Source organism: Acetobacter pasteurianus, assembly GCF_009914215.2.
Lineage (GTDB): Bacteria > Pseudomonadota > Alphaproteobacteria > Acetobacterales > Acetobacteraceae > Acetobacter > Acetobacter pasteurianus.
The window spans coordinates 47234-64892 of sequence record NZ_CP039845.2 but is presented as its reverse complement, the minus strand read 5'-3'; the positions used below and the strand labels follow the sequence as shown (position 1 = coordinate 64892).

General features: G+C 45.6%; 17 protein-coding genes. 10 read left to right on the top strand and 7 right to left on the bottom strand.

The genetic code is table 11. From position 1 onward, the window contains the following. Nucleotides 1–72 precede the first annotated feature (72 nt). The 4 genes from FCN51_RS00280 (at nucleotide 73) to FCN51_RS00265 (ending at nucleotide 4009) form a co-directional block, all read left to right on the top strand. Nucleotides 73–588, top strand: a complete 516-nt coding sequence (locus FCN51_RS00280) for a flagellar basal body-associated FliL family protein (protein ID WP_160255983.1) — start codon at nucleotides 73–75, stop codon at nucleotides 586–588. A gap of 67 nt (nucleotides 589–655) precedes the next feature. Continuing rightward, entirely contained in the window at nucleotides 656–1717 is a 1062-nt protein-coding gene (gene fliM, locus FCN51_RS00275) for a flagellar motor switch protein FliM (RefSeq protein WP_236661156.1), read from the top strand. A gap of 69 nt (nucleotides 1718–1786) precedes the next feature. Further along, entirely contained in the window at nucleotides 1787–2773 is a 987-nt protein-coding gene (locus tag FCN51_RS00270) for a hypothetical protein (RefSeq protein ID WP_160255982.1), read from the top strand. Between the two features lie 300 nt (nucleotides 2774–3073). Next, nucleotides 3074–4009 (top strand): flagellin N-terminal helical domain-containing protein, encoded by a 936-nt coding sequence (locus tag FCN51_RS00265; protein WP_160255981.1) that lies wholly within the window; start codon nucleotides 3074–3076, stop codon nucleotides 4007–4009. A 223-nt stretch (nucleotides 4010–4232) separates the two neighbouring features. Here the strand turns inward: FCN51_RS00265 and flgC are convergent, their stop codons facing one another. From flgC to FCN51_RS00245, 4 genes are all read right to left on the bottom strand, one after another. Further along, nucleotides 4233–4643 (bottom strand): flagellar basal body rod protein FlgC, encoded by a 411-nt coding sequence (gene flgC / locus FCN51_RS00260; RefSeq protein WP_099542187.1) that lies wholly within the window; start codon nucleotides 4641–4643, stop codon nucleotides 4233–4235. A gap of 20 nt (nucleotides 4644–4663) precedes the next feature. Next, nucleotides 4664–5080, bottom strand: a complete 417-nt coding sequence (locus FCN51_RS00255; RefSeq protein ID WP_281854472.1) for a flagellar basal body rod protein FlgB — start codon at nucleotides 5078–5080, stop codon at nucleotides 4664–4666. A gap of 45 nt (nucleotides 5081–5125) precedes the next feature. Beyond that, complete coding sequence (locus FCN51_RS00250) at nucleotides 5126–7933, bottom strand: hypothetical protein (RefSeq protein ID WP_160255979.1); 2808 nt, start codon at nucleotides 7931–7933, stop codon at nucleotides 5126–5128. A 92-nt stretch (nucleotides 7934–8025) separates the two neighbouring features. Then, on the bottom strand, nucleotides 8026–8271 hold the full coding sequence (locus tag FCN51_RS00245; protein WP_160255978.1) for a hypothetical protein: 246 nt from the start codon (nucleotides 8269–8271) through the stop codon (nucleotides 8026–8028). 298 nt (nucleotides 8272–8569) lie between these two features. On the opposite strand from FCN51_RS00245, the gene FCN51_RS00240 reads away from it, so the two are divergent. From FCN51_RS00240 to FCN51_RS00220, 5 genes are all read left to right on the top strand, one after another. Beyond that, nucleotides 8570–8920 carry a flagellar hook-basal body complex protein FliE gene (locus FCN51_RS00240; RefSeq protein WP_124296474.1) on the top strand — a complete coding sequence of 117 codons (351 nt, stop codon included), beginning with the start codon at nucleotides 8570–8572 and terminating at the stop codon, nucleotides 8918–8920. Between the two features lie 20 nt (nucleotides 8921–8940). Then, nucleotides 8941–9219, top strand: a complete 279-nt coding sequence (locus FCN51_RS00235) for a flagellar biosynthetic protein FliQ (RefSeq protein WP_124296475.1) — start codon at nucleotides 8941–8943, stop codon at nucleotides 9217–9219. Then, complete coding sequence (locus FCN51_RS00230; protein ID WP_160255977.1) at nucleotides 9220–10080, top strand: flagellar biosynthetic protein FliR; 861 nt, start codon at nucleotides 9220–9222, stop codon at nucleotides 10078–10080. A gap of 6 nt (nucleotides 10081–10086) precedes the next feature. Continuing rightward, nucleotides 10087–11172 (top strand): EscU/YscU/HrcU family type III secretion system export apparatus switch protein, encoded by a 1086-nt coding sequence (locus tag FCN51_RS00225; RefSeq protein ID WP_160255976.1) that lies wholly within the window; start codon nucleotides 10087–10089, stop codon nucleotides 11170–11172. Between the two features lie 161 nt (nucleotides 11173–11333). Further along, on the top strand, nucleotides 11334–13064 hold the full coding sequence (locus FCN51_RS00220; RefSeq protein ID WP_124296478.1) for a flagellar hook-basal body complex protein: 1731 nt from the start codon (nucleotides 11334–11336) through the stop codon (nucleotides 13062–13064). Between the two features lie 231 nt (nucleotides 13065–13295). On the opposite strand, the gene FCN51_RS00215 is transcribed toward FCN51_RS00220, so the two are convergent. The 3 genes from FCN51_RS00215 to FCN51_RS00205 all read right to left on the bottom strand — a co-directional run bounded on the left by FCN51_RS00215 (nucleotide 13296) and on the right by FCN51_RS00205 (nucleotide 16350). Continuing rightward, complete coding sequence (locus FCN51_RS00215; protein ID WP_160255975.1) at nucleotides 13296–14756, bottom strand: methyl-accepting chemotaxis protein; 1461 nt, start codon at nucleotides 14754–14756, stop codon at nucleotides 13296–13298. A gap of 177 nt (nucleotides 14757–14933) precedes the next feature. Continuing rightward, entirely contained in the window at nucleotides 14934–15215 is a 282-nt protein-coding gene (locus tag FCN51_RS00210) for a DUF2312 domain-containing protein (protein WP_099542024.1), read from the bottom strand. 235 nt (nucleotides 15216–15450) lie between these two features. Next, nucleotides 15451–16350 (bottom strand): MucR family transcriptional regulator, encoded by a 900-nt coding sequence (locus FCN51_RS00205; RefSeq protein WP_160255974.1) that lies wholly within the window; start codon nucleotides 16348–16350, stop codon nucleotides 15451–15453. A 525-nt stretch (nucleotides 16351–16875) separates the two neighbouring features. Between FCN51_RS00205 and FCN51_RS00200 the strand changes: the two genes are divergently transcribed. After that, nucleotides 16876–17631 carry a hypothetical protein gene (locus FCN51_RS00200; RefSeq protein ID WP_310255006.1) on the top strand — a complete coding sequence of 252 codons (756 nt, stop codon included), beginning with the start codon at nucleotides 16876–16878 and terminating at the stop codon, nucleotides 17629–17631. Nucleotides 17632–17659: the final 28 nt, after the last annotated feature.

The window sequence follows — 17659 nt, the reverse complement described above, 5'->3', positions numbered from 1 at the left end:
CAAATTTAGAGACCTGAGCCGCGGATTATTTCATGATGGCTTATGGTTGAAATGTTCTTTTCGGAGCCATTAATGAGTGACACGTTGTCCGCGGATCAAAAAGAAACTCCAGAAGGGCTTTTAGACCCCAAACCCAAGAAGAAAAAGCTTTTAATCCTTCTCCTTGGAGGCGTTGTTATTATCGGCGGAGGTGCGGGTTACGCATGGAAAAAAAATCTTCTCCCAATATCAGCCTTGAAACATGATGCCACGAAAGATGAAACAGGGGTCAAATCTCTCGTGAACCCACCGGTTGTACTGGGAATACCTCCGGCGACAGCAAACCTGGATAATGGCAACGGCAAAACAGTCTATGTAAAAATGACTGCTACAGTTGAGATCTCAGGAGCAAAGCCTGGGGACAATCTCAGTGACAAAATCCCTGAAATTCAGGATATATTCCAGACGTATCTTCATGAGACACGTCCACAAGATCTTCATGGCAACGGTTTTTACAGACTTCGGGAAGCACTTCTACGAAGATTGAGATCAGATCTTGCGCCGTTGAATGTTTCAAACATTTATATCACAGAATTTCTTACCCAATAATATCGACAATGCTAGGTATAACCATCTTCATAAATCTCATCTCTCCCCCGGTTTATTACAAGGCCTAATGATGTCAGACCAAGATAACACTGAAGATAAATCACCGTCTTTAGATCAAAGTGAAATCGACAACATCTTAGGCAACGTATTTGAAAAATCCCACACACGAGAAGAAAGCGGCATTGAAAGAATAATCAAAGCTGGGTTTGTCTCCTATGAGCGCATGCCTATGCTTGAAAACGCATTTGACAGGCTTATTCGCCTACTTTCCGCAACACTAAGAGCATTTACGAATGATAGTGTTGACATAACACTGGAGAGCATCAAATCACTACGCTTCGGTGATTATATGGAGAGCGTGCCTTCATCTTCATCATTTGGTGTGTTTAAGGCTGAGCAGTGGAAGAACCTTGGGCTTATCATAGTTGATTCCGCTCTTTCTTACTCAATAATTGACCTTCTGATGGGCGGACAACGCGGCTCAGGCACCAAAATAATTGAAAATAGAGCTCACACCCCGATAGAGCGATCTTTGATTGAAAAGCTCATCACAATCACTCTTGCGGATCTAAGCACAGCCTTTGAGCCCGTTTGCAAGATTGATTTTACATTCGATAGACTGGAGATGAGCTCAAGTTTCGCGGTAATTGCAAGACCGTCTAATGCGACCGTGGCTGCACGCTTCCATATCGACATGGAAGATAGAAGCGGCAATATGGATATAGTGATCCCGTATGCAACTCTTGAACCGGTTCGTGAAAAGTTGACCCAACAATTTATGGGAGAAAACTATGGTTCCGATTCAATATGGGGAGAACATCTTCTTGGGGAAATCATTGAAACCAATGTGACGGTATCAGCCATATTGAATGAAAAAGAATTCCCTCTCAGGGATATCCTTAGCTTGGAGAAGGGATCTACCCTAATTTTCCCTCATCAAGAGGGCACCCCTTATAAGGTTAGGCTTCAATGCGACGATACGCCGATGTTTGAAGGCACATTAGGGAAAATTAACGACAGGCTCTCGGTAAAAATTGGTGCCAGATTGATTCCTGCTGATGATGAAATAGTCAAGAAAGAGGATTTGGAAAGTATCGGAATTAACTCTCTTACGTCACCATCTTCATAAAATAGAGATATCTTTCCCCTCGCTTGAGAGAAAAGATGAATATCTAACCTTATCTAAAACAGGTGCATCATGCTTTCCAACGATATTCAAGTAGCCATTGAAGCAGTTCTTTGCGTCCTCATTCTCCTGGGACTTTTTGGTAGCCGCAGAATTAAAAAGAGCCTTCTTACTCTCAAAGAAATTCAGCCGAGCGTTGAAGCACTTATTACCCAATTAGACGCATCGGCATCTTCTGCGAATACAAGCGTCAACACTCTTAAAGACGAAGTAGCAAAAAACGGCAGGAAACTAACCTTCCTTATCCAGGACTCTTCCAATAAGATTGAGGATCTTACATCATTAAATGAAGGCGCCTCTCAAATCATGAATGAATTGAGAGGTCTATCTGATAGCGGATTATCCATCACATCAAAGCTCGGCGACCAAATTGTACGAGCAGAAAATATTCGAAAAGAACTATCTGAGGAGATTCTTCGCGGTGAAGAGGCTTCACCCCTTCTGTTGACGCCAGACATGCAAGATCAAAGCCAAGCTTCCACTCTACAAATCAATGATGACCACAATACTGAAGACACCATACCTCCCCTACCTGCACCTGCACCGACAAGTCATGTTGAGAACCCTCTTGAACAAAGCACTGTCTCCGTTCAGCCTAGCGACATGCCTCTCCCACCGAATAAACCTGACGAAGGCAAGGTAGAGGATGACCTCATTCCCTCTGGAAGCAATTCAAAGGCCATGTCTGATCTAATAGATCAGGATCTGAATGAAGGGGAAATAGTTGTAAGCCCAGACAAAAGTTTAGCCGCAGATAGCTTCATAAATACTCCATCAACATCACAAGAAGTTCAGAATACTATTGGCATTGGTACACCCGATCTTCCTGGTGCGATGGCTGATGAAATAAACAAAGATAAAGAAAACGATTTACAGGAGCCTTTAATCACAGAACACCAGACGCAGCCTAAGGGACCAGAAACTAAATTTCTCGACAAAATTCAGATCCCTGTCCCTGAAATCATGAAAAAGCCGCGGCCTTATTCATCCCCCCGGTAAAATGGGCAGAAAATCTTTTACCAAAAGCGCCTTAATGCCCCGCCCTGCCGGGTGGGGAGAAGATCAATTATCATTCGAATGAGAATGAAGTGAAAATTAGACCTATTGAAATAGGCCTTTCATTAAAAAATTTATCCTCATAAAAAAACTGAACCCCTCGTTAATATGTTTGTAGCCTTTCTGCTTTTTATTGAGACTTGTAAATTAAAACATCTTCTTTTGGTGAGTTGATGCGCCCCCCAGACAACTGGGTGTAGACCGCGGATCTGCTTCAGAAGAAGACAAGCGGAGAGCACGCAAGTGAGTCTTTCAGTTAACACAAACAACTCTTCCATGGTCGCCCTGGAAACCCTGAATTCCACGCAGTCTCAACTGTCAGCCACAGAAAACGCTGTTTCAACCGGCAAAAAGGTCGCAACGGCTGCAGATAATCCCGCTGCATTTGGCATCGCCTCCCAGATCAATGGCGACACCCAGGGCCAGGCCGCCGTTAACGATGGTCTGAGTTACGCCTCATCTGTCGTGAGCTCAACCACTTCCGCTGCCAATAACATCCTGTCTGTGCTGAACCAGGTTCAGGAAGCCGTGACCGGCCTGAAGGACAATGATTCCAGCAGCACATCTCTGAGCCAGGTCAATGAAGAACTGACCGGCTACATGAAGGAAATCGACACGATTGCACGTGACGCTACGACAAAAGGCGTGAACCTGCTTTCAGTCGGGACTGGTGACGGCCTGGGCATTACGTCCAACCAGATTTCTTACGTTACCGGCCTGCAGGGTGACACACAGACAATCACCGGCTTTTCCGCATCCATCGCATCCGACACTGGCTCAACGGGCACAATCTCTGTTCTGACTGATGCCCTTGGGCTGACAACAGGCAGCACGGCCGGCGCTGATCCCACGTCCAACGTATTCCTGACCGGCACCGGCTCTTCCATCGCCATGTCAGATACTGCAGCCAACCTGATTGACAAGGTGCAGAACGCCATCACGGCTATGACCAACGTCACATCCAAGCTGGGTGCAAATACCAACATGCTCGCTGCCATGTCCACCTATGGCGAAGCTGTTTCCGATGACCTGACTTCAGCCTCCGGCGCCCTGACTGATGCCGATATGTCTTCTGAAAGCGCCAAGCTGACATCTCTGCAGACCAAACAGTCACTGGCCATCAAGTCTCTGTCCATCGCCAACGGCGAATCTCAGAACGTGCTGTCTCTGTTCCAGTAAAAGCTGGATTAGTGCTGGTCTGAGAAAGGCCCTTGCCTATGGCAAGGGCCTTTTCTTTTGGGGTGCGTCCACTGAAAAAGATGACATTCCTGATGTCTTAGGCCTTAAGCAGGTGCGTAGCATTTGACCTGTTTTTCAGGCCCGCAAGCTCCGGCGTTCAGGCCGGTGAGCATGTCAGTTTTTAACTAATTTCCCCGGCTTACGGGGGAGAAGAATGGTGTCCTCAGTTCTTCATGAGGTTAATAGATCTTGTCAGCATAGACCTTGTAATCTGCATTGTATTTAGATTTGCCTCATAAGAATGTTGAGCATCATGAGTGTCCATTATTTCTACCATGGAGTTCACATTAGGCATTTTGACATACCCCTTTTCATCAGCGGCCGGATGAGAAGGGTCATATTTCAACTGGAAATCAGACGGATCACGACCGATCTCTTTGACCTTGACCGTTGATACACCAGTAGCCGCATCAACTTCATCTTTAAAGGTAATGGTTTTACGGCGATATGGATCTGCGCCAGGCGTTGATCCAGTGGTCTCTTCATTTGCAAGGTTCTCCGCAGCAATTCTTAATCTAGCGGATTGAACCCTCATACCTGAAGCCGAGATACCAATAGTATCTGAGAAATCCATCAAGAACCTCGCTACACGATTTACTGTGATGATGAACCAAGGGCCGTGCTGTACATGCTCATGTATCGACCATATACAGTCGTTGCAAAGCGCTGCTGGTCATTAGTGTCAGCAATTTTCCCTAGTTCATCTTCTAAAACAACATGGTTTCCATCAAGAGAAGAAGATCCGGGGATATGCTGTGATCGTGTACTCCCTCCATCATCTGACATATGCATGGGTGAAGTCTTAGCCAATTCTGGGTCTAATTGCCCCTCAACGACACCTTGAAAAGGCGATATGTCTTTTGAGACATATCCTGGAGTATTAGCATTCGCCACGTTGCCGGCCAAAACCGATTCACGGTTCTGGAGCCATTTCATTCTGCGTTCAGCTAGGGATAACAGGTCTGTCCCCCCTACCCCTCCGATTGAAGAATTAAACGAGTTATCGGGCATTTTTATAGCCTTTTGACATTATCCCAGCCTCACCAGACAGGAATTCTATGGAGAGGAGACAAGAAGCCGGAATAATCTTTCTGTATCTCCTGCAAATTTCCTATCCCCCACACGATTAGAAATCCATTCCAATGTGCCAACATCCCCTGCACGAGATGCATCTGAGGCCAAACGGAGACAAAGCAACTGCTGGTCAATGTTTAGTTCGCCTGCCTCAGGAACCCTTTTCTTTACCATAAGGATTACGTCTGACACAGCCGGGGACCATTCATCTCGCGCTTCATGAATCCTGGCCCGCATGTCGGCAGCGATATCATTCTGATCAGCTCCCAATAGATAAAGAGCAACTTCTGGCTTTCCAGATGACATAGCTATTCTGGCAGCAACACGTCCTCGGCCTTCCAATACATCTTTGGGGAGACCAGGGCTATTTGTGTTAGCCAATGCCTCAGATGCCTCATCAAACATTCCTCTCTGAATGAATGAATCCGCCAACCCTTCGCCAGCGATTGCTTTGCTTACCGGATCCTGAAACATAGGGACAGAATTTGAAAATGCCTGAGATGCTTCATCCGTAAGCCCAAGGTTCAACAGCATCTTGCCATAAGCCATCAAAACATCAGCTTTCTGAGGTCCCGGAGGAATATCGGGAAGATGTGCACGCAGCATTGCTGCATCTTTTATGAGAGAGGGCTGAACCTGACCCGATTTTAAATTTGTCGGATTTGCTTCCTGAGCTATCCCTGATAAAGCTTGGTAAACCATCGGTGTAATGTCGGGCTCAGATCTTGAAGATAATGTTCTCTGGGCTTTATCCAATGCGGCCAAGGCATCAGACCACCTTTTTGCGCGAATGTAAGCATCAGCTTGTGCCATTCGAACAGAGACCTCTCTCCCCGATAAACGGCCGTCAGGCAACAATTGAGAAAAGACGAGAGCTGCATCTTCTGGAGAAAGCAATCCTGATTTTAACCTGAGAATTGTTCCAGCTTCTACCGCCTTTTCAGAGATCGTTGGATCTTTGTCGCCTGCTAAATCAGAAAATTCAGTCAGAACGTCAGTAATAGCTTTATCGTCTTTATGCGCATCGGAAGGGATATCCCTCATTCGACTAAGCACTCTGGCAAGCTTTGCAAAGGAAGATTCTGGAACCTTATCCAGAACAAGTCGGTCTTCGGGCTTTCCATAGCGCGCGATATGTTCTGTGACTGGAGCCAATAGCACGTCTTTAAGGCTCTGTGGGTAATTCAGCAATCGATCAAAGTCAGTAGCCAACAGATGTGCTGCCTCCTCGTCATCCCCTCCTGCAGCAGCATGATACAAGCCTTTCCACATCTGCGTGGCCCGTTTGTCACCATCAGGCCAAGGGCCATCTAAAAGGGCTGCCCCATCAACATTCCCGCACATCAATTCAATAGCGCCAAGTAGGAACCTGACATCTGTTCTAAACGCCTCCTCTGGATCGTCCTCCAGGGCGACTGTCATGATCGCACGAGCATCAGGAAATGCCCCCACCCCAAATGCTGCTTTCGCAGCTTCAAGGCGCTTTGCAAAACGATCAGAAGGTTCGGAATCAGCGGCAGCGATGACCGCGGCTCTATAATTTTCCTGCAACTGATCCAATGTCTGATTTTTCAGGCCAAGCCATTTCAGATCAACATCACTGGCAAATACTGCTTCAGATGGGTCTGGAATATTTTTACCGTTTATAGAAAGTAAATCTCCCTCCGGCGTTGCCTTCATTTCCACAGTCGGAGGGGCATGATCATCGATAATAATGCCTTCCAGTGATGGCCACACATCGTAATCATGACTACGGCGCAGCGAAAGGATTCCCCCGTCGTCACTTGCAGAAGTGCCGATTAAGACGGTTCTCCCGGTTGCAGGATCTTTGATTGAGAGCACACGGCCAGGATGCCTCAAAGGGAATAGCAGTCCATCATTTGAAAGCCGTGGGTTAATGACACGCCTATCACCATAATCATTACCAGGAGGGGGCTCATCTCCCAAAATCCAGCCATTGCTTTGCTGTGAGAGGTAAAGTTGCCGCGTATCGACAAGCGGGATAGTGATAATGGTGGCGTCTGCAATGGTTTCAACCCTTAAACCTGCAAAAATACCATCTCCGCGGAGCGCAGAAGTATTCATCGGTTCAGCATTATCTACGACAATTACAAAATATCGACCACTCTGGTAAGCAGCCAACCCCATGTTGGCGGGGACGGGGATCAATATACGATGGGAAGAAAAACTGGAATTGGTGCTGTCGCTATTATCCAATCCATTTTCTGATCCTTGGCCAGGAACTGATCGCTGAGTGTTGTCGGTACTGGTATCTTTAGATTTGGTGCCAAATAGTGATGAGTGATCTGAAGCAGCAGAAGGCTCCGTTGCACGTTGAGCCCCACCCTTCCGTATGTCGTTAATGCCGACAACATGGGCACTCCATCCTTCTGGTAGCCCTTTTAACAACAAGTCTTCAGAAAGATCCTGGTTGTTCTTAATCTCACGATTTCGATTTTGCTCTGAAGCTTTTCCAGCAAGCACATGGGGTGCCACATGTTCGATTTTTTTATGATTTTTGAGCGTTTTGGACTTAGGGTGATCACTAACAGTCACCCCTTCTGGCTTAGACGCGCGCTCGATCTTGTCTTGATCTTGATTTAGCAGAGAAGATAAAGTTGCTGTCGTTTGAGCATTAGCGAAATCACTAAATGCAAACATTGCTCCTGAAAGGACAAGAGCACCACATAGACCAGATGAAAATGAAAAATCTCGCAAACCTATCTTTAGGTTAGAATGCCTGATCATTAAATGTGGCTGCTTTCTTTTCGAGACCAAAACACGAGCCAAGTGGCATCTCCAACAAGCCGAATAAGAGCTGGGCAAAGCAATACACTTTGCCCGGTTCTTTCAGCAACCTTTGAAGGTCAAATAATCTTCTATTAAGCGAGAAGATTAACAAGGCTTTCCGTGGCTGAGCCTTTCTTCTCACCCTTCGCAGAGGGTATAATCTGTCCTGTTGCATCAAACTGCATTGATGTCTCGGATCCCCCGGAATGACCAGACGAAATCTTTGCATTCCCAGCAATATGCTCTGGCTTCGAAGGCGCATGAGCTGCCGTTGCTTTATGAGAAATTGCGGCTCTCATCGCCCCTGCCAACTGTGATGCAGCAGATGTTTCTGTCATGGATAACCTCCATTTAACCATCAATCATGATGGTCAGTTTATGATCACCAAAAGTAAAGACCTATCTGGGAATATCAAAGCTAAAACACTTCTAAGGAAAAGGCTTGATGGCAAGAATTTGGTGCTCTTTTGCTGCTTATTGTCACAATAGCATTCTGTTTTAAGTTTAATGACACAAAGCAAGTCTTGCAGAAACTAAGGTTAAAATAATTTGGAAATATACTCATCAAGACCTAATACATAATCAGATCATGAAGCCAATCAGATTGATTCGGCATGAGACAGGTCAAGGCTTAATATGAGCATAGATGCAATTTCATCATTATCCTCGACGCAAGGTGGTGGCGCCTTAAGCGCATATAGAAAGGCGCAAGATCTGCTAGATCCGAGCCTTTCTACAGAACAAAATGTAGAATCATCGGGTGACGCGGTATCAAGTTTTAGCCAAGTCCTCGAAGGAGCAATATCTGGCGCGATTGCTACCGGGAAATCAGCCGAGAATCAGACCGCCCTGGCCCTTTCTGGTAAAGGCAATATGGCTGATGTGGCAGCGGCTGTAGAAGAAGCGAAGCTAAGTCTTCAAACGACAACCGTTCTTCGTGATAAGTTTGTAAGCTCCTATCAAGAAGTTATGAGAATGTCGATTTAAATTGAGAGAGTGCCGACAGCATGACTACAGGTTCTTTAGATGTCCATGAGATATTACGGCAGACTCTTATAGTTGCTGTAAAGTTAGGTGCTCCTACGCTCTTGGCTTCTTTATGCGCAGGCGTTTGCGTCTCTCTATTTCAGGCGACCACTCAGATTAGTGAACCTACGCTTTCATTCCTTCCCAAGTTTACAGCCTCAATGGCGGCTCTGATCCTTACTGGTTCGTTCATGTACGCAACTGTACATTCTTACGCTGACATGATTTTTGATCAGGTTATTAAGGTCGGAGGTTACTGATTGAGTAGCATAGCCGATTTTATAGGTAATCCTGACCTCCTTTCCCCCAACGGCAGCCTAGCGGCACTCACTTCGACATTCGTAATCATAATTTGCCGGGTGAGTGCGGTCATAATGACTAGCCCTGGGCTGGGAGATACCAGCGCGCCTAGCAGGATCAGAGCTGGAATAGCCCTAGCAACCACGGTGGCCATTCTGCCAGTCGTGAATGACCACATACAGTCTTTAGCTGGAGAAGCAATGAGGATGCCCTCCTCAGCTATCATGATAATCGCCGAAGAAATATTATGCGGGATATTTATTGGATTACTGGCGAGGCTAATAACACTATCAATTGCCATATCAATGCAAATTGTGTCCGTCTTTACCGGGATGTCCAGTGTCATTCAACCTGATAGTCAATTGGGTTCATCCAGTACAGCTATCAGTCACATGGCCAATTCTCTTATACCAGTAATCATTTTCACCACTGGGATGTACGCCCTACCTCTTTACGCTATCGTAGGATCTTATAATTTATTCCCTCCGGGCCACATTACAATGCAGATAACAGGAGATATGGCGCATAGCATATCTCAGGCCACTGGAGAGACATTTTCGATAGCAATGCAATTGGCTGCACCTTTTGTGCTTATCGGCACTCTGTGGCCTGCGATGCTCGGTGTGCTTAATAAACTGATGCCTACTCTACAGGTTTACTCCGTAGCGATGCCAGCTCAACTCCTAGGCAGTTTGCTACTTCTCGCTCTATTAATTCAGGTGGTTACTGGGACTTGGCAGGAACGAATTCAGGGTATTTTGCTTGAATTGCCTGGCATTCAGTCACTTACTAACACTCCACCTCATCCAAAGCAGAAATAACCCACAATGGCTGATGAAAATGGTGGAGGCGGTGAAAAGTCCCAGGCTCCTACAGAAAAGAGGCTCCAGACAGCTCGTGATGAAGGGAATGTTGCCCAATCAAGAGAGTTTATGCTGCTCATAACTCTTTCCGGCTTTGCCCTTGTCTTCTCTACTTATGTGGTCTCGGCTGCGCCCTCTTTCATTTCCAGTATGAAGGTTTGTCTTAATAATTTTGGGAACATCAATTCTGACCCCGCATCGCTTTATAAAGCGACCATTTCCGCTGGGCTCAACGGGTTAAAACTTGCAGCACCACTACTCATCACTGGTGCTGCTTTGCCACTAATATTCGGGCTCCTTCAGACTAATTTTCTTTTCCGCCCTCAAGCTCTTACACCTGACATTTCGCGTATCTCCCCTATGAAGGGAGTAAAAAAAATATTCGGGATCAATAATCTTGTTGAGCTTATCAAAAGCCTCCTAAAGTTAATCATCTTCGGCCTAATCTTATACGGCGTTGCCAAATCAACCGTTAGACTATCTCCTGAAGCAGAACGATGGAGTTCACAACGCCTAGCTCAGGAAATGAAGAGTTGGTTTGTCTATTCAGTTTTGCTGATCCTCGCTGTACAGTGCGTAATCACCATCTTCGATGAGCTGTGGACGAGATTTCATCGTATCTCGAAGCTAAAAATGAGCCTCCAAGATATCAAAGATGAAATGAAGCAAACGGAGGGAGATCCACTCATAAAGGCCAAAATTAGACAAATAGCCTTAAGAAGATCCCGTAGACGCATGATGGACAACGTGAAAAAATCTACCGTTGTCGTTGTTAACCCAACACATTACTCCGTGGCCATTCTATACGATAAAAATAGTAGCTCAGCCCCACAAGTAGTCGCCAAAGGTGTTGATGATCTTGCATTTCGGATTAGGGAAATAGCCAATAAGGCCAATGTGCCTATTATTTCAAACCCACCCTTGGCCAGATCCTTATATAACCTCCCTCTCGACACTGAGATACCCGAAGAATTCTGGAAACCAGTGGCAGCAATTATAGCCTATCTAGTTAAGCTAAAGACGCCTGGATCAAGACGTAATTCACTTTAAAAAGAAAGACTTTAGTAACGTTTTGTGCATCTTTTCTTGCGTTCATACATTTGCTCGTTATTTCCTTTAATAAGGACAGCAACTAAAGGCACAAATGCAGAGCCAACGCATTATTGCAGACGTGTCAGATCAGCATATCAAAGCATAAGGACAAACCCTCCATGGCAGGCGCTATTAATGCACTTACTACAGCCGTCAGCGGGATGAATGCTCAATCAGATGCGTTCACTAATCTGAGCAACAACATCGCCAACAGTCAAACGGTCGGGTATAAAGCTGATACAACTTCTTTTCAGGATTTTGTCGCTGGCAACCTTAAGGGTAACTCTGAATCTCAGGCAGAATCAGATTCTGTCTCTGCTGTGACAGTGCAGCATGTCGAGAATGAAGGGACAGCAACCGCCAGTTCTGACAGCCTTGCTCTGGACATATCTGGCTCAGGTCTTTTCAACGTCTCAAAAGCGACTGGCACGGCAACTGCCGGGGGAACCACATCATTCTCTTCTCAACAATATTACACCCGGAATGGGGAGTTCTATGAGGATAAGAATGGCTACCTTGTAAACACGTCAGGATATTACCTAGATGGTTACATGGTGAACTCCAACGGAGCACTTGAATCAAAGCTCAGCCAAATCAACGTCTCCAATGTCACATTCAAGCCTACACAGACAACTGAACTTACCCTTAATGCTGCAGTAGGCACCCTCCCCTCCAGCACCAGCGATCAGGAAACATATACTCCTCAGTCTTACACATCTGCTCCTGTAACGACTTACGATTCAAACTCCGACCCTCATAAAATTGCTGTACAGTGGACTCAAAGCTCTACCAACCCACTCGTGTGGAATGTATCTGCATATGATGCGGATGGAACAGGCACTATCGCCCCCAATAGTTATCAGGTGACTTTCGACAGTTCTGGAACACTATCCTCCATCGTTGATAACAGCACGGGCAAGACCGTAGGCTCAACGATATCCGGGGCCACTGCCGAAATACCCATAACCGCTAATTACGGGAATAATCAGTCGCAAACCATGGAACTCAATCTGGGAACCATAGGTGGTACTAGCGGAACAACAATGGCCGCCTCAGGTGGCACAGCTACCGAGAGCCAGTCCAGCGGCATGACCGTTAGCGGTACGACACTCTCCATGGCCAACGACAGTGTGATCGGCACGACAACAGGCAGCACCCAGTCATTTCTGACGGATCCGACTGAGGTCAATGGAACATATGTGTCGATGAAATGGACACAAACCTCTGCCTCTCCACCAACCTGGTCAGTGCAGGCCGTGGACCCTTATAACACTGGCACAACTTCTGATGTAAGCAGCGCATCACATACTGTGGTTTTTAACACAGACGGAACCGTTAAATCATTTGACGGCAGCGCACCTTCATCTCCACTCACAACCACGGCTACGGTAGCGGGATCGTCATACACAGTCGATCTGAGCGGCGCCAAACTTACGACAGACACGACAACAGGTTCTGATTCTAGTGCCCTGACATGTGACAGTGTAGCAAGTGGGACTTACACAGGTGTCGAAATCGAAGCTGACGGGTCAATTCAGGCCGAGTTCGACAATGGCTATACCCAACTTGTTGGAAAGGTTGCTTTAACCAACTTCAAAAACGTTGATGGATTGCAGGCTGTAGATGGGCAAGCATATACTGCAACCGCGGCATCTGGTAATGCAGAAACAGGTGTTGTAGGGGCCAATGGGACAGGAACCCTAGCTGTAGGTTATACAGAATCCTCGACGACAGATCTTACCGGTGATCTATCAGCACTTATTGTCGCTCAAGAGGCATATGCGGCCAATACCAAGACTGTGACAACAGCCGACACCCTCTTGGAAGACACGATCTCAATGAAGCAGTAAGGCTCCCCTATTTAGGATAGCCAGTCAGATCTGTCAGTCTGGCATTAAAATGAAAAGGACGCCCGTTGGCGTCCTTTTCTATTTCTTGAGCCCCGACAATTCGCCCGCCCCGTGAATGGAAGAATGGTGCAGGTTATTTAGGTTCTTGATATCTCTACGATCTATATTCGTCTGCAATTTGATAACGTGGCGACATCGAAGCCGTAAGGATCAGGCATTCTCTCACTATGTTTAAACATTAAAGTCGCTAACAAGTGAATGCATAGTTTGAGAACGCTCAGTGAGAGCCTGACAAGTAGAAGTCATACGCTTTGTCTTATTGGCAGTTTCTCTTGTAACATTCTGAAGCTCTGAAGACTCATGATGAGTACTTGTAGCACTCTTATTTTGCTTATCGACCTCATCATTGATCAATGAAACAGCGCCACTAACTGCAGAAACGTCTGCGTTGATTCCTTCCAGAAGCATCTCAGTCTTTTCCACAGAAGCAGTGGCACCTTCGATAAGCGCTTCACTCTGCCGGGCTCGGGCAGAGATATCTTCTGCAGCTTTTTTGGTTCTGGCTGAAAGCTTACGGATTTCTTCCGCCACAACTGAAAAACCTCGGCCATGCTCCCCAACTCTGGCGGCTTCAACGCTGGCATTAAGAGCTAAAAGATTTGTTTGGGTCGCGATGCCATCAATAGAATTCACTAGATCAGAAATTGTCTTCCAAGCTGCGCTGATCTGCCTCATGGCTTCACTGGCATCGTTAATATTTTTATTGCCATTCTCTGTAGCAATAGCGCATTTTTTGACAGCATCTTCTGCAGCCAAGGTTTGCTTAGAAACACTTGAAATAGATGCTTCTAGCGCTGCTGTAGCGGCTGTAATCTTTGCAATTAATTTAACCTGCAGATCTGTCTGGCTGATAACAGAATCAACATCATGCGAAATTGACGTTGCTGAATCCCCAACCAGGCCAGACGCTTCACGTATTTCAGAGACTATTCCACCGATGCCATCTTTTAAAAGATTGAATGATTTTGTAAGTCGAGGAGCCTTTTCACTTACCATTTTATCAAGAGTGACACTCATATCACCCTGAGCCACTTTTTCTATAGCCTGTGAAATAACCTCAAGAGCGGCATTTGAGTCTTTCTCAGCTTTTTCGCGCTCATCTCGAAGTTTGTCTAGATATATTGAAATAGACAAGTCCATATCTAAAAGTGCGACCTTAAGCAGCGTCCCCAAATCTTTTCCAAGACGCTCTAGATCTTCTGATTTGTTTCTTCTTGAGGCCTTTTGCGCTGCCCGCGCTGTCAACTGTTGGATAATGCAATCTAAAAGGATGGCATAACCAGCGATGTACCACTGAGGATCAAGACCAATTTTGGCATGAGTGGTGCCAATTCTAATGACATTATCAATATACTTCTTACCGAAGACGCCTGAGAGAATAGTTTCCCAGTGCTCCTTTTGCCGTAATTGCGCAGAATGCATCATTTCTTCATTTTTGAAGAAATGCCCAAGTTCCGGGGTTAAGTGCACACGTTGATAAAATTTATCGAGAGCCACATCAAGAATTGGACCAAGTTCAGAACGTAGCCGCGATAAAATCTCTCTTTCATCATCAGCGATACCTAGGAAGGATAAACGACCTGAGATTGATGTTAATTTTTGGTCGCTCTTTTCCATTGCAGAAACATGCATGCTCTGTCTCCATAAACACATTATCATTTTTGAAAGTGATTTGCGTGCAGGAGTAAAACTAAGCACGCATATTTAAGTGCAGGAAGATTGGCTTATTCTGTCGCAATTTCTGTCGCAATTATAATCACAGATAGAACAAATCTTCCTGCTGCCGGCCCTATGAGATTAGTGATAAAATCACATCCCTAGAGCACGGCGATAGATATCCAAGAGTGTTTCCTGTTCCTCAACCTCGGCCGGCTCTTGCTTCCGAAGTCTAATAATCTGCCGGATAACTTTGACATCAAAGCCGGCAGATTTAGCTTCGGTAAAGATATCCTTGATATCTCCAGCCAAAGCTTTGCGCTCTTCTTCAAGTCGTTCCACACGCTCAATAATACTGCGCAATCTATCTGCTGCAATACCACCTACTGCTGCATCATCCTCGCCAGAAGAATGAACTGCTGCATGATCTGGCATTTTTAACCCCGTAAAAAATGTTTCGACAAAATTATATAAAGCCTAATCGCATTATCAATCAAATTTTGCATATGTTTTAAATAAAATCATAAATCATTAACTTTCTGATTTTATAGTATCCTTCAAATTTGCCTTGCAGGAATAAGATCCAGTACAAAAAAAACGAGAGGGTAAAGGTTCCGCACCCCTTTACCCTCTCGCATCATAAAACCTAAGAATATTAAGAGAAATAAACTCAGGCTTCTGAAGACTCATGTTTACGGTGAGTACCAAGACCAGAACGAAGAGCTTCGACCTTTTTCATCTCGGTATATACTTCGCAAGCCATAGGATAGTTTTCTGGGAGCCCCCAATACATCCTGTAGGCCTCAGGCCGCTGACGATGAGACCGTTCGATATGACGCTTTAGCATCGTAAAGTTCTTACCACAGTGAAGGCAGGTAATAGAGTCATGCTGAATTGACTCAGCCAATGGGACTGCTGGCTTATCTGATTCAGCGATCCACTGTCCTGGCTTCTCGGGAAGATCTGGTGACATGCCCTGCACAAAATTACTTTGAGCAATATCCATCACAGATTGCCGCTTCTTGGGAGTGTGTTGAACACTTTCCACCGGCGCCTGAACTTCAGGTGCATTTTCTTTTGCTTCAGTTGCTACGGGGGCTGGAGCTTCCGCCTGTTTCGGTTCTGGTGTTGCATTTGCTTGAGGATGAACATCAGCAACAGACATCCCACTCGGGCTAGGCAAATGACCTTGCCCCTTCTCAGAAGAGGAATACTCTCCTTCACCCAAAGGTATTTCTGAAGGCAAAAGCTTTGCTATGCGTGAAATTTCAGAAATCGCACTATTCATATCATGAATAATGCCAACATCAGCAAGAGCTGAGATTAGGCCCAGTGTAGTGGCCAATCTTTCAGGGCTTTTTTCGGCAATAGATATCAGAGTAATGGTAACGTCACGAAGGCTGAAGGCCTGATTTATTATCTCATCAGGATTTTGCTTAGGCGTAAATTCCTGCTGAAATCTCATTGCCAAACGAGCAATCCCCTTTTGCGCGATCTCGCCTATGGAGGAAGTGCCGAGACCCACGACTAAAGGAGGCTGTTGGTTTGAACTTCTTTGAATTCCTGACATGTAAATCGAACTCCGTGTAAAGATGGAACCTACTATGAACACAAAAAGAGAACAAAAGGTTTCATGTGCATGATAAGATTAAGATGAAAAAGTATCAATAATGAAATTCCTCAAATTGCAGTTTGTTAGGCCAAGAGAGACGCTAAATAGCTTCTTCATTTTCAATCAGTTCATTGTTATCTTAGGATCCAGTTCATTTAAGACATGCCTAATTTGGTCTTTTGTCCAAGAATATCAGGGGAATACAAGGTGAAAGACAAAACCAAATTGTCAAAATCTCACACCCCCCTGTTATATGCTCTCCCACAGATCAGATCGACCAGAACCGCAACTCTGCTTGCTTTAGCATTTCTCACAATGGGCCTTGCCCCAGCCAGACCAAGCGAATCGCTCAAAAAGTGGGCTCAATCTCATACGATTACTGACCCAACTGTTCATGCCACCGAAAGCAAGAACGTAGAGAGAGGAAGACACTCCTTGCCTCCTCCCCCAGATATAATCTCAGCGGCACCTAAAGAGCCTGTTATGACAAGCTCTTCTCTCACCCCGCTTCCCACTTCTGCACTTCCCATTATCGGCAAGGAAGCCAACTCAGTTCCAGGCCCCCCCCCTGAAGGTTCATTTACGCCGCAACCCACATTTTCTGGTGATAAAAAGGATCTTGGCGCAAAATGGCTTCCTGCATTTCAGAACATGACGCCAGATCAAAAAGATCTATGGGGCATGCGCCATCTAACTACAAAAGATGACTTAGTTAAAATGAAGTCTAACGCGAAAGTGAAAGAGGATCACGGCAAAGAAGGTCAGATTTCTCACGTGTCTCCAGACTTGTTCCTAACTCACAAACACGGAAGCATCCAACAGAATAGAACAACCAATGCCCTGCCAGTGAACTCCTGCACAGAATCTAGAGACCTTTCTGTCCTGCTTTCCCCCCAATGCATAAAAGAGATGGATAATGAACATGCGCGTAACAGCAATGATATGACATCTTCTGATGGTGTTTTAGATGGAGAAGACAATAGGACAATGAAAAATATCATCCATCAGGACCCTTACCCCATAAACTGTCACATTTCATTTTTTCCAACTTCGGGTGAAGGCATAATCCATAATGTCAAGGTAACGACCATAAAGGCCTGCATGCTTGAAGCCGACATGGTTAGTGCCGGAAAAACAGGGCATGAGGCCGTAACAATTGATGATGAAAGCAATAGCACGCATTTTGACATAGCATGCGCACGATCTTCGCCCAATCAGATAAGCTGCAAGCCCCGTTGATGTTACGCAAACAAGAGTGTTTGCATTT